We start from the raw sequence: 12,442 nt of genomic DNA, 5'->3' as shown, positions 1-12,442 counted from the left end.
GGTGAGCCTATCAGCGTTCGGGTTGCGGACCGGGCCGCCTAGTTGCCCTTACGCGAGGCCATGGCCGCCAGCGCCCCGCCGACCGCGCCGAGGGCGAGCGCCGAGGGCACGCCGATGCGGGCGGCCTTGCGGGCGGTCCGGAAGTCGCGGATTTCCCAGCCGCGTTCGCGGGCGACGTCGCGCAGCGCGGCGTCGGGGTTGATCGCGACGGCCGTGCCGACCAGCGACAGCATCGGGACGTCGTTGAAGCTGTCCGAGTAGGCGGTACAGCGGCGCAGGTTCAGGCCCTCCCGGATGGCCAGCTGTCGCACCGCGTGCGCCTTGCCGACCCCGTGCAGGATGTCGCCGACCAGCCGGCCGGTGAAGACCCCGTCAACCGACTCGGCGACGGTGCCCAATGCCCCCGTCAACCCCAGCTTGCGGGCGATGGTCTGAGCCAGCTCCATGGGCGTCGCGGTGACGAGCCAGACCTGCTGGCCGGCGTCGAGGTGCATCTGCGCCAGCGCACGCGTGCCCTGCCAGATCTTGTCGGCGATGATCTCGTCGTAAATCTCGTCGCCCAGGGCTTCGAGTTCCGCGGTCTGCCGGCCTTCGATGAAGGACAGCGCCTTGCGCCGGCCGGCGGCGACGTCGTCGCTGTTCTCCTTGCCGGTCACCTGAAACTTGGCCTGCGCGTAGGCGAAACGGGCCAGATCGGAGTACTTGAAATAGTCCCGGGCGGCGAGGCCGCGGGCGAAGTGCACCAGCGACGAGCCGTGCACCAGCGTGTTGTCGACGTCGAAGAACGCGGCCGCGGTGAGGTCCGGCGGCGGCGGTGGCGCCGGGACAGCGGGTTCGTCGGCCCCGGAATCCTGGTCGGCGGCGTCCTGATCGGGGCCGTCGGCAGTGCCGGCGGGCACGGGCTCGTCGGCAGTCAGGGGGCTGGATTCGGACACGGTTCAACACTAGGTCACGCCATACTGTTGCGCGTGGATCGATCAGGGAACAGCCACCGCGTGACGTTGCTCACCCGTGCCGGTTGCAGCATGTGCGAGCGCGCGGCGGCTCAGCTCGCGGAGTTGTCCGACGAGCTCGGATTCGTCCTGACGAGCACCGATGTCGATGTCCTGGCCGCGGCCGGGGATACCGCCCTGCGTGCGGAATTCGGCGATCGGCTGCCCGTGGTGCTCCTCGATGACATTGAGCACAGCTACTGGGAGGTCGACGAGGAGCAGTTGCGGGCCGACCTCGCAGGCTGACCCGGGCAATCAGGCCGCTGGCGAGCACGTACCCGGGGATCCGGCAGACGTATAGCAAATTTGGTCGGCGGGCCGGTGAGCGGCTAGCTTTGAATGCGTTCCTGCGGCCAGACGAGGCCCGGGAAACCTTCCTGCGCTACGGAGGTGCTACGAGGTGATGAGGCCGTGAGCGTACTGCTGTTCGGGGTTTCGCACCGCAGCGCGCCGGTTTCGGTGATCGAGCAGCTCAGCACCGATGAGGCCGAACAGGCCAAGATCATCGAGCTGCTGCTGCAGTCCTCTCTGGTCACCGAGGCCATGGTGCTCTCCACCTGCAACCGGGTCGAGGTCTATGCCGTGGTCGACGCCTTCCACGGCGGGCTCTCGGTGATCGGTTCGGTGCTCTCCGAGCGGTCGGGCATGTCGCTGCAGGACCTCACCAAGTACGCCTACGTGCGGTACGCCGAAGCGGCCGTCGAGCATCTGTTCGCGGTGGCCAGCGGCCTGGATTCGGCCGTCATCGGCGAGGCGCAGGTGCTGGGCCAGGTGCGCCGGGCCTACACGTCCGCCGAAGCCCACCAGACCGTCGGCCGCACCCTGCACGAACTGTCGCAGCGCGCGCTGTCGGTCGGCAAGCGGGTCCACTCCGAGACCGGGATCGACGCCGCGGGCGCCTCGGTGGTGTCGGTGGCGCTGGACATGGCCAAGACCAAGCTCACCTCCCTGACCGGGCTGACGGCTGCCGTGATCGGCGCCGGCTCCATGGGTGCCCTGGCCGCTGCGCACCTGACGCGCGCCGGGATCGCCCGCGTCGAGGTGGTCAACCGCTCGCTGCCGAGGGCCGAGCGCATGGTCGAGAACTTGAAGGCCCAGGGCGTCGACGCGGCCGCGCACACGCTCGAGGACATCGCGGTCGCACTGGCCAACGCCGACGTCGTCGTCGCATGTACCGGTGCGGTGCGTCCGGTGGTCTCGTTGGCCGATGCGCACCGCGGACTGATGAACCGCCCGGAGTATCGCCAGCTGGTGATCTGCGACCTGGGCATGCCCCGTGACGTCGACGGTGCGATTGCCGGCCTGCCCGGCGTGCACATGATCGACATGGACCGCATCCAGCGGGAACCGTCGGCCCGGGCGGCTGCCTCCGATGCCGAAGCGGCGCGCTCGATCGTCGCCGCGGAGGTCGCCAGCTACCTGGCCGGGCAGCGGATGGCCGAGGTCACCCCGACCGTCACCGCCCTGCGCCAGCGGGCCGCCGACGTCGTCGAGGCCGAGTTGTTGCGGCTCGACAACCGGGTTCCGGGACTCGACGCCACGCACCGCGACGAGGTCGCGAAGACCGTCCGCCGGGTGGTCGACAAGTTGCTGCACGCGCCGACGGTGCGGGTCAAGCAGTTGGCCAGCGCGCCCGGCGGTGACAGTTATGCCGAGGCGCTGCGCGAGCTGTTCGAGCTCGACCCGCAGGCCATCGACGCCGTGTCCGCCGGCGAACTGCCCTTGGTGGCACCAGATTTGGCGGCAGGCGAGCCGCAACCCCATCACGACAAGGCTGAGTAATCTCACTTGGTAACTACCCTCGAAAACGTTGTCCGGATCGGCACCAGGGGCAGCCTTCTGGCTACCACGCAGGCCGGCACCATCCGTGATGCCCTGATAGCTCTGGGGCAGCCCGCGGAGCTGGTCATCATCAGCACCGACGGTGACCGGTCCCAGGCGCCCGTCGCCGAGATCGGTATCGGCGTCTTCACCGCCGAGCTGCGGCACGCCATGGCCGACGGCCGGATCGATGTCGCGGTGCACTCGTACAAGGATTTGCCGACGGCGCCCGACGAGCGCTTCGTCATCGCGGCCGTGCCGCCGCGCGAAGACCCTCGGGATGCCTTGGTGGCGCGGGACGGAATGGTGCTGGGGGAGTTGCCGGCCGGCTCGGTGATCGGCACGTCCAGCCCGCGACGGGCGGCACAGCTTAGAGCACTGGGTCTCGGTTTGGAAATCCGCCCCCTACGAGGCAACCTAGATACCAGGTTGAACAGGGTAAGTAGTGGTGATCTCGACGCTGTTGTCGTCGCCCGAGCGGGTCTGGCCCGTATCGGACGGCTCGACGTCGTCACCGAGAGCCTCGAGCCGGTGCAGATGTTGCCAGCGCCGGCGCAGGGCGCCCTCGCGGTCGAGTGCCGGGTGGGTGACACCGAGCTGGCGACGCTGCTGGGAAAGCTGGACCATCCCGACACGCGCGCCGCGATCACCGCAGAACGAGTCCTGTTGGCCGAACTGGAGGCGGGTTGTTCCGCGCCGGTGGGTGCGATCGCTGAAGTGGTCGAGTCCATCGACGAGGACGGCCGAGTCTTCGAAGAGCTGTCGTTGCGCGGTTGCGTGGCGGCGCTGGACGGATCCGACGTGATCCGGGCGTCCGGGATCGGGACACCCGAACGGGCACGGGAGCTGGGGCTCTCGTTGGCCGCGGAGTTGTTCGACCTGGGTGCGCGCGACGTGTTGGATCAGCGGACTGTAGAGCGGGAGTGAGACATGACCACCCGAGTGCGTAAGCACAAGCCCGGCCGCATCACCTTTGTCGGTTCCGGCCCCGGTGATCCGGGCCTGTTGACGACGCGTGCGCGGAACGTCTTGGCGCATGCGGCCTTGGTTTTCACCGATCCTGATGTGCCCGAGGCGGTGCTGGCGCTGATCGGTACCGACCTGCCGCCGACCTCCGGGCCGCACCCGGCCGATGCCGAGCCGGCTGCCGAGGCCAAGACCGACGACGCCGCCGCACCGGCTCCGGCCGCGGCCCCGGCCATGACGTTCCCGCACGGCGTCGACGTCCGCCCCGCGCTGGGCGATCCCACCGAGGTGGCGAAGCTGCTCATCGCCGAGGCGAAGACCGGTGTCGACGTCGTGCGTCTGGTCGCCGGCGACCCGCTGTCGGTCGATTCGGTCATCACCGAGGTGAACGCCCTGGCCAAGACCGCGGCGCACTTCGAGCTGGTGCCGGGCCTGCCGTCGTCGACGGCGGTGCCCACCTATGCGGGCCTGCCCGTCGGCTCGTCGCACACCGTGGCCGACGTCCGCGGTGACGTCGACTGGGCCGCGCTGGCCGCCGCGCCCGGGCCGCTGATCCTGCACGCGACGGTGTCGCACCTGCCGGACGCCGCCCGCACCCTGATCGAATACGGCCTCACCGACAACACCCCGTGTGTCGTGACGGCCAACGGCACCACCTGCCAGCAGCGGTCCATCGAGACCACGCTGGCCGGGCTGCTGGACAAGGCCGTGCTGGAGAAGCCGGTAGGCCCCGAGCCGGTCGGTCCGCTGGCGGGCCCGCTGGTCGTGACCATCGGCAAGACCGTGGCGCACCGGGCCAAGCTGAACTGGTGGGAGAGCCGCTCGCTGTACGGCTGGACCGTGCTGGTGCCGCGGACCAAGGACCAGGCCGGCGAGATGAGCGATCGTCTCGTGGGCCACGGCGCCCTGCCGATCGAGGTGCCGACCATCGCGGTCGAGCCGCCGCGCAGCCCCGCCCAGATGGAGCGCGCGGTCAAGGGGCTGGTCGACGGCCGTTTCCAGTGGGTCGTGTTCACCTCCACCAACGCGGTGCGTGCGGTGTGGGAGAAGTTCAACGAGTTCGGTCTCGACGCCCGCGCGTTCTCCGGTGTGAAGATCGCGTGCGTCGGTCAGGCCACCGCGGACAAGGTGCGCGCGTTCGGCATCAACCCCGAGCTGGTGCCTGCCGGTGAGCAGTCGTCGCTGGGCCTGCTGGACGAATTCCCGGACTACGACGAGATTTTCGACCCGGTGAACCGGGTGCTGCTGCCGCGCGCCGACATCGCCACCGAGACGCTGGCCGAGGGCCTGCGCGAGCGTGGCTGGGAGATCGAGGACGTCACGGCCTACCGGACCGTCCGGGCGGCACCGCCGCCGGCGCACACCCGCGAGATGATCAAGACCGGTGGTTTCGACGCCGTCTGCTTCACCTCGAGCTCCACGGTGCGCAACCTGGTCGGCATCGCCGGCAAGCCGCACGCCCGGACCATCGTCGCCTGCATCGGCCCGAAAACCGCTGAAACCGCAGCCGAATTCGGCCTGCGCGTGGACGTGCAGCCGGAGACCGCCGCCGTCGGCCCGCTGGTCGAGGCGCTGGCCGAGCACGCCGCCCGGCTCCGTGCCGAGGGTGCGTTGCCGCCGCCGCGTAAGAAGAGCCGGCGCCGCTAAACTCGGCGTATGGCTTTCCCACGACAGCGGCCGCGGCGGCTCCGTACCACCCCGGCGCTGCGGCGTCTGGTGTCCGAAACCTCGCTGGAGCCACGGCATCTGGTGCTGCCCATGTTCGTCGCAGATGGGCTCGCCGAGCCGCGTCCCATCAGCTCGATGCCCGGCGTCGTGCAGCACACCCGGGATTCGGCGCGCCGCGCGGCGGCGGAAGCCGTCGAGGCCGGTGTCGGCGGGCTGATGCTGTTCGGCGTCCCGTGCGACAGTGACAAGGACGGCACCGGGTCCGAGGGCGTCAACCCCGAGGGCATCCTGAATGTGGCGCTGCGCGACCTGAATTCGGACCTCGGCGATTCGACGGTGCTGATGGCCGACACCTGCCTGGACGAATTCACCGATCACGGACACTGTGGCGTCCTGGACGCGCACGGCCGGGTCGACAACGATGCGACCAACGAGCAGTACATCAAACTTGCTGTGGCGCAAGCGCATTCGGGCGCGCATGTAGTCAGCCCGAGCGGCATGATGGACGGCCAGGTGGCGGCCATCCGCGACGGGCTGGACCACGCCGGGCACAGCGACGTCGCGATCCTGGCCTACGCCGCCAAGTTCGCGTCGGCGTTCTACGGCCCGTTCCGCGAGGCCGTGGGTTCGAGCCTGCAGGGCGATCGCCGTACCTACCAACAGGATCCGGGTAACGCCCGCGAAGCGGTGCGCGAGATCGAGTTGGACCTCGCCGAAGGCGCCGACATGGTGATGGTCAAGCCGGCGATGAGCTACCTGGACGTGGTCCGCGCCGCTGCCGAGATGTCACCGGTACCCGTTGCGGCGTACCAGATTTCGGGCGAGTACGCGATGATCAGCGCCGCCGCGGCCAACGGTTGGATCGACCTGCGGGCCTCGGTTCTGGAGTCGCTGCTCAGCATTCGTCGGGCCGGTGCCGACATCGTGCTCACGTACTGGGCGACGGACGTCGCGGGCTGGCTGCGGTGAACCCACTCAGCCCGCACGACCCGCAGAACCCCTACAACCCGCAGTACCCGCCCTATCAGGGCCCGGGGCACGGTCAGGGGCCGGACGGACCCGCACCCGAGCCGCGCGAGATGCCGCAGGACGTCGTCACCGGTTTCTGGCTGTGGACGGCCGCGCTGCCGCTGTCGCTGATCGGCTACGTCATCAACCTGCTGACGACGCCCGAGCGAGAGGTGTCGGGCTACGCGTACGCGGTGTCCGGTCTGATGTTGTTCATCATCGCGGTCCTGGTGGCCACGTTCCTGGTGCTGCTTCGGCAGGGCTACCGCTGGGCCCGCAGCATCCTCACCGGCGGATCCGCGGCCACGATCCTCTACCTGACCACGAATCTGTTCGCCAATTACCACGGCGCGGCCGCGGCCCTGGGCTACGCGGTGTGCGGCATCGGCGGCACCGTGCTGATCGGCGGCGGCGTGTACCTCCTGCACCGCCCCGACTCGAACGCTTACTTCGTGCGTTGACCTCCCGCGAGGGGCCGTGTCTGTACCGGGACACGCCGCCCGAAGCGTGCAATTCGGGGCCGCTCGCCGGCGATCAATGTGCACATTCGGCACGGCCGCCTGCTTCGCGACCAGTCTGTCCCGTTGCCGCGGGACGGCACAGCTAGGCTGGCCCGGATATGACTGAGCCCACGCCTTCCGCATCTGCTCGACCGCAGGCCGTCACGGCCGCTTTCTGGTGCTGGGTGGTGGCCGGAGGTCTGCTCGCCGCGATCGGTTCGTGGCAGCTCAGCTTGAGTATCCCCGGTCAGTTCCGAGCTATCGGCGGGCTGCTGGCGGCCGTCGGGCTCGGTCTCGGGTTTCTGGCCGGCCGGACGCGACGCGGTGATGCGCGGTTTCGCCGGGCCGCGATCGCTTTGGCGATGGCGACAGTTCTGCTGATTGCTCTGCTGCTGTTGGTATTCGGGGCGGATCCGTTGGGATTCCTGGTGCTGACGGTTGTCATGGCGTTGGCGATCGGCGGGATGGTCTCGATCACCCGGCCCCCGGCGCAGTCCTGGTTCGACGGAAAGGCCGATACGTGACGGATGCGCCCGCAGAGGCAGACGCCGAGCAGGTTCTGTTCCACGAGGTAGGTGCCAGCTGGTGGTGGCTGGTGCTGGGCCCCCTCTCGGCCGGTTCCATCGCCGCGATGCAGTTGTGGTCCGCGCACCGGCTTGACCCGCTGGTCCCGGTGGTGTTCCTGGTGCTGGTCACGGGGTTCCTGGGGTTGCAGGTCAAGGCTGCACGCCTGCACACGTCCGTCGAACTCACCCCCGAATACCTGCGCCAGGGCACGGAGTCCATCCGCGTCTCGGACATGGTCGGGATGTTCCCGGAGGCGCGCGGCGCCGATGTGCCCCGTTGGCAGTCGTACCGGGCCTTCGGGGAGCTGACGGGTGTTCCGCGTGGGCGCACGGGGATCGGGGTCAAGCTGTCCGGTGAGCGCAGCGGTCAGGCCTGGGCGCGCCGGCATCGCGGGTTGCGCGCGCAGTTGGAGGCGCTGGGTGTGCGCGAACTGGGCGAGGACGACGACGAATGAGTGGCGGCAGGATCGTCGCCGCAGGTGCACTCGCGGCGGCGCTGCTGGCCGCCATCGGCTCGGTGCTGAGTTGGCTGGCCGCATCGTCGCTCGCCGACGTCGCGCCGGTGATTCCCGGCGAGCCCGTGAAGACGTCGGTGATCTATGACCCGTCGCTGATCACGCTGTCGTTGTTGCTGGCGACCCTGGCCGGCGTTCTCGCCGTGGTGGGTACCGCGAGGTGGCGGCGCGCCAAATAGGGGTTGTTACAGAGTGCAAAATTTGTAACACTGTTCCGCATGACCGATCTTGCGGAACAGCCCGAACTGGTCGCCGGGGCGAGCGGAGCGACGGGCAGTGTCGACGCCCTGCCGCTCGGGCCGGACTCGCTGGTGTGGAAATACTTCGGCGACAACCGGATGTACCTGATCGGCCCGCGGCCGGCGGTGCTGCAGAACATGCTGGCCCAGCTCGGCCAGGGCGTACTGGACCATTCGGTGTTCTTCGCCGACACCTCGGCGCGCATCAAGCGGTCGCTGCCGCCGATCTTCCGCACCGTGTACGGCACCGATGACGCGAACACCGGAACCCAGGTCCGCGACTTCCACCGCGAGATCAAGGGCGACATGCCCGACGGCAGCCGCTATCACGCGCTCGATCCCGAGACCTACTACTGGGCGCACGCCACGTTCGTCGAGCAGGTGCTGTACTTCGCGGACACTTTCGTCAAACGGCTCACTGATGCCGAGAAGGAACAGATCTACCTGGAGTCCAAGACCTGGTACCGCCGCTATGGTGTCAGTGACCGGCCGATGCCGGCCACCTACGCCGAATTCGAGCAGTACTGGGACCGGATGATGAATGACGTTGCCGTGCCGCACAAGACGGCCCGCTACGGCGTCGGCTACGTGACCAAAGGCTTTCCGCGGCCCAAGGCCGTCAACCCGGCGGTGTGGCGCGTCGTCGCACCGGTGTTCAACCCGGTCGCAGCCTTCCTGACCACCGGCGGGCTCCCGCCGCGGGCGCGGGACCTGCTGGAGCTGCCCTGGTCCGACCGACAGGAACGCGCCTACCAGTTGTTCGCCGCCGCCTGGCGCACCAAGCCCGTGAACTGGCTGTGGGACCGGCTGCCGATGTCGTTGCGGTACAACACATTTGCGCAAAAGGGCTATGCCCGCGGCTAGTGCGACGAGCGCCATCCTGGATGCCGCGCTCGTCGAATTCGAACAACACGGCTTCCGCCGCGTCGCGCTCGACGACGTGGCGCGACGGGCCGGCGTCAGCCGGACCACGATCTACCGGCGGTTCGCCAACCGCGATGAGCTGGTGGCCGCCGTCGTCGAACGGGAGAACGTCGCGCTGTTCGACGACATCGCCACTGAGCTGAAAACCGCGGGGCCGCAATCGAATCTGTACGTCGAAGCGTTCACGCTGTCGATCCTGCGCTTCCGGCGGCACCGTGTGCTGAACCGGATGATGACCGACGAGCCCGCGCTGGTCATCGAACTCATGCAGCGGCACTACGGTGCGGCCGTGGGCCGGATGGCTGCCGCGCTGCGCGTCATCTTCCCGGACGGGTTCGCCGACCGGATCGGGGAGCAAGCCGTCAACGACCTGGCCGACACCATCCTGCGCTACGCCGCGATGGTGCTGCTGCTGCCCAGCGTCGAGGCGCTGGACAGCGCCGACGACATCCGGGCCTTCGCCGCCCGGCACTTTCTACCTAGCCTGCCAACGGTACTGCGGGCACACTCGTCCGTGTGAACTCCATGGCGATGGCCCGGGCCGAACGTCAGGACCTCGTCGATTTTCTCGGCGGACTCAGTGCCGAACAGTGGGAACAGCCGTCGCTGTGCACCGGATGGCGGGTGCGCGACGTCGTCGGCCACATCATCGGATACGACGAGCTCAGTGGTGCGGAGACGGTCCGGGAGTTCCTGCGCGGTGGGCTCTTTCCGCCGCGGATCAATGCCGCGGTGCTGGCGCGGCACGCGGGCCGCAGTATCGACGAGCTGCGGGCCGCGCTCGCTGCCCATGTGGTTCCGCGTGGTCTGACGACAGGCTTCCGCGGTCGGATCGCCTTGTCGGACGCGATGATTCACCAACAGGACATCCGCAGGCCGCTGGGACTGCCCCGGCAGATCCCGCCCGAGCGACTGACGGCCGTGCTGGACTTCGCGCGCTACGCGCCGCTGCTGCGCGGCGCGTGGCGGGCCAGGGGAGTGCGGCTGGTCGCCACCGACCTGGACTGGTCGTTCGGCCGCGGACCGGTAGCCTCCGGGCCCGCCGAAGCCCTGCTGATGGTGATGGTCGCCCGGCCCTGCGCCCTGGACGACCTGACCGGCCCCGGGGTGGGCCGGTTGCGGCGCAACCTCGGGGCTTAGTGCTCGACGGCCTTCTCGGCGCCCACGCCGGTCAGCGACCGCACCTCCATCTCGGCGCCCAGAGCGGGATCCCCGCTGTCCGACGAGGTGAGCGTGCCGATGATGCCGAGCGCGAACGCCAGCGGAATCGACACGATGCCCGGGTTGGCCAGCGGGAAGAAGTCGAAATCGGCGCCGGGGATCATCGAGGTCTTGGTACCGGACACGGCAGGCGAGAACACGATCAGCACGATGGTCGAGATCAGGCCGCCGTACATGCTCCACAGCGCGCCGCGGGTGTTGAACCGCTTCCAGTACAGCGAGTACAGGATGGTCGGCAGGTTGGCCGCGGCCGCCACGGCGAAGGCCAGGGCCACCAGGAACGCGACGTTCTGGCCGTTGGCCAGGATGCCCAGGCCGATCGCGAACACACCGAGCACGACCGCGGTGATCCGGGAGACCCGTACCTGCTCGTCCTCGGTCACCTTGTGGGACTTGAGGACTGACGCATAGATGTCGTGCGCGAACGACGCCGACGCCGTGATGGTCAGGCCGGCCACGACCGCGAGGATGGTGGCGAACGCCACCGCCGAGATGACGCCGAGCAGGATCACGCCGCCGAGTTCGAACGCCAGCAGTGGGGCCGCGGAGTTCACGCCACCGGCGGCCTTGAGAATCCGGTCCGGGCCGACGAGGGCGGCGGCGCCGTAGCCGAGCACCAGCGTGAACAGGTAGAAGGCACCGATCAACGCGATGGCCCAAACCACCGACCGCCGCGCCTCTTTCGCTGTCGGCACGGTGTAGAAGCGCATCAGCACGTGCGGCAGGCCCGCGGTGCCGAGTACCAGCGCCAGGGCCAGCGAGACGAAGTTGATCTTCGAGGTGAGCGAACCGCCGTACTGTGCGCCCGGGGCCAGGACGTCGCGGCTCGACACGCCCTTGGTGGTGGCGTGCGAGATCGCGGACTGCGCCGATCCGAGGATGTCGGAGAAGTTGAACCCGAACTTGCCGAGCACCATGACCGTCATCAGCGCGGCGCCCGTGATCAGCAGCACGGCTTTGATGATCTGCACCCACGTGGTGCCCTTCATGCCGCCGACCAGCACGTAGACGATCATCAGGACGCCGACGACGGCGATGACGATCGACTGGCCGCCGCGGCTCTTCACGTCGAGCAGCAGGGCGACGAGACCGCCCGCCCCGGCCATCTGGGCCAGCAGGTAGAACAGCGACACCGTCAGCGTCGAGGTGGCCGCCGCCAGCCGGACCGGGCGCTGCTTGAGTCGGAAGCTCAGTACGTCGGCCATGGTGAATCTGCCTGTGTTGCGCAGCAATTCGGCCACGAGCAGCAACGCCACCAGCCAGGCGACCAGGAAGCCGATGGAGTACAGGAAGCCGTCATAGCCGTAGACGGCGATGGCTCCGGCAATGCCGAGGAAGCTCGCGGCCGACAGGTAGTCGCCGGCGATGGCGATGCCGTTCTGCGGACCGGAGAAACCGCGGCCGCCGGTGAAGAACTCGTCGGCGGTGGCGTTGCGCTTGCTGGCCTTGATGACCACGACCATCGTCACGATGACGAACACACTGAAGATGCCGATGTTGGCGACGGGGTTGCCGACGGTCGCGGCGGCGAGAACGGTGGTGTGCATCAGGCGCCCTCGAGCTCGTCACGGATGGCGCTGGCCCGCGGGTCGAGCTCGCGGTTGGCGAAACGCACGTACAGCCCGGTGATGACGAACGTCGTCAGGAACTGGCCCAATCCGATCAACAGTCCGACGTTGATGTTGCCGAACACCCGGATGGCCATGAAGTCATGGGCGAAGGCCCCGAGTGCGACGTAGAGGCCGTACCACACCAGGAAGAACGCGGTCATCGGAAACACGAAGCGGCGCAGCCTGGTTCGCAATTCCTGGAACTCGGGGCTGGCTTGCATGGCGAGGAACTGCTCCCCGGTGGGGGCAACCCTCTCGGGACGGTCGGTTTCGGGCACCGATGGCTCCTGGCAGTTGGCTGTGAGGTGAATCGGGCATGAACCTAATTGAGAGCTGGGTCACCCGCGACCGGTATCGCGTTGTGTTCACCGAATTCGGCCTCGGAGTGCTGCGCTACGGTCGGCGGCAGCCA

At 68.7% G+C, this 12,442-nt stretch carries 15 protein-coding genes; 12 read left to right on the top strand and 3 right to left on the bottom strand.

Going from position 1 to position 12,442, the window contains the following annotated elements:
- Positions 1–38 precede the first annotated feature (38 nt).
- Positions 39–935, bottom strand: a complete 897-nt coding sequence (locus tag ACJEIK_RS23850) for an HAD family phosphatase (protein ID WP_293019619.1) — start codon at positions 933–935, stop codon at positions 39–41.
- Positions 936–1,025: 90 nt separating this feature from the next.
- Here ACJEIK_RS23850 and ACJEIK_RS23845 point away from each other — a divergent pair, with 90 nt between their 5' ends.
- From ACJEIK_RS23845 to ACJEIK_RS23790, 12 genes are all read left to right on the top strand, one after another.
- Positions 1,026–1,238: a glutaredoxin family protein gene (locus ACJEIK_RS23845; RefSeq protein WP_235742380.1), complete on the top strand. Its 213-nt coding sequence runs from the start codon at positions 1,026–1,028 to the stop codon at positions 1,236–1,238.
- 165 nt (positions 1,239–1,403) lie between these two features.
- Positions 1,404–2,774: a glutamyl-tRNA reductase gene (locus ACJEIK_RS23840; RefSeq protein WP_073695373.1), complete on the top strand. Its 1,371-nt coding sequence runs from the start codon at positions 1,404–1,406 to the stop codon at positions 2,772–2,774.
- A 6-nt stretch (positions 2,775–2,780) separates the two neighbouring features.
- Positions 2,781–3,740, top strand: coding sequence for a hydroxymethylbilane synthase (gene hemC, locus ACJEIK_RS23835; RefSeq protein WP_293019623.1), 960 nt, complete (start codon positions 2,781–2,783; stop codon positions 3,738–3,740).
- A 3-nt stretch (positions 3,741–3,743) separates the two neighbouring features.
- Positions 3,744–5,426, top strand: a complete 1,683-nt coding sequence (locus tag ACJEIK_RS23830) for a uroporphyrinogen-III synthase (RefSeq protein ID WP_409430385.1) — start codon at positions 3,744–3,746, stop codon at positions 5,424–5,426.
- 9 nt (positions 5,427–5,435) lie between these two features.
- Complete coding sequence (gene hemB / locus ACJEIK_RS23825; protein WP_226519643.1) at positions 5,436–6,416, top strand: porphobilinogen synthase; 981 nt, start codon at positions 5,436–5,438, stop codon at positions 6,414–6,416.
- Positions 6,413–6,916, top strand: a complete 504-nt coding sequence (locus ACJEIK_RS23820; protein ID WP_082761903.1) for a hypothetical protein — start codon at positions 6,413–6,415, stop codon at positions 6,914–6,916. Before hemB ends, ACJEIK_RS23820 begins: the two co-directional genes overlap by 4 nt.
- 158 nt (positions 6,917–7,074) lie before the next feature.
- The gene (locus tag ACJEIK_RS23815; RefSeq protein ID WP_226519642.1) at positions 7,075–7,479 is read left to right on the top strand and encodes a hypothetical protein; all 405 of its coding nucleotides are present in this window, start codon (positions 7,075–7,077) and stop codon (positions 7,477–7,479) included.
- Positions 7,476–7,976, top strand: a complete 501-nt coding sequence (locus ACJEIK_RS23810; protein WP_226519641.1) for a DUF3093 domain-containing protein — start codon at positions 7,476–7,478, stop codon at positions 7,974–7,976. The genes ACJEIK_RS23815 and ACJEIK_RS23810 overlap by 4 nt, the downstream gene beginning before the upstream one ends.
- On the top strand, positions 7,973–8,215 hold the full coding sequence (locus ACJEIK_RS23805; RefSeq protein ID WP_226519640.1) for a hypothetical protein: 243 nt from the start codon (positions 7,973–7,975) through the stop codon (positions 8,213–8,215). The genes ACJEIK_RS23810 and ACJEIK_RS23805 overlap by 4 nt, the downstream gene beginning before the upstream one ends.
- Before the next feature lie 39 nt (positions 8,216–8,254).
- Complete coding sequence (locus ACJEIK_RS23800; protein WP_226519639.1) at positions 8,255–9,139, top strand: oxygenase MpaB family protein; 885 nt, start codon at positions 8,255–8,257, stop codon at positions 9,137–9,139.
- Positions 9,126–9,719, top strand: coding sequence for a TetR/AcrR family transcriptional regulator (locus ACJEIK_RS23795; protein ID WP_226519638.1), 594 nt, complete (start codon positions 9,126–9,128; stop codon positions 9,717–9,719). The genes ACJEIK_RS23800 and ACJEIK_RS23795 overlap by 14 nt, the downstream gene beginning before the upstream one ends.
- Positions 9,720–9,724: 5 nt before the next feature.
- Positions 9,725–10,339: a maleylpyruvate isomerase family mycothiol-dependent enzyme gene (locus ACJEIK_RS23790; RefSeq protein WP_226522261.1), complete on the top strand. Its 615-nt coding sequence runs from the start codon at positions 9,725–9,727 to the stop codon at positions 10,337–10,339.
- Here the strand turns inward: ACJEIK_RS23790 and ACJEIK_RS23785 are convergent.
- Both ACJEIK_RS23785 and ACJEIK_RS23780 read right to left on the bottom strand, forming a co-directional pair.
- The gene (locus ACJEIK_RS23785; RefSeq protein WP_226519637.1) at positions 10,336–11,967 is read right to left on the bottom strand and encodes a cation acetate symporter; all 1,632 of its coding nucleotides are present in this window, start codon (positions 11,965–11,967) and stop codon (positions 10,336–10,338) included. The two genes, ACJEIK_RS23790 and ACJEIK_RS23785, sit on opposite strands and share 4 nt — an antisense overlap.
- On the bottom strand, positions 11,967–12,308 hold the full coding sequence (locus ACJEIK_RS23780) for a DUF485 domain-containing protein (RefSeq protein ID WP_073695365.1): 342 nt from the start codon (positions 12,306–12,308) through the stop codon (positions 11,967–11,969). The genes ACJEIK_RS23785 and ACJEIK_RS23780 overlap by 1 nt, the downstream gene beginning before the upstream one ends.
- Between the last annotated feature and the right edge of the window lie 134 nt (positions 12,309–12,442).

Origin of the sequence: Mycobacterium sp. SMC-16, from assembly GCF_046250085.1 — a bacterium.
GTDB classification, from domain to species: Bacteria; Actinomycetota; Actinomycetes; order Mycobacteriales; family Mycobacteriaceae; genus Mycobacterium; species Mycobacterium phocaicum.
This window is presented reverse-complemented; position numbering and strand designations above follow the sequence as displayed.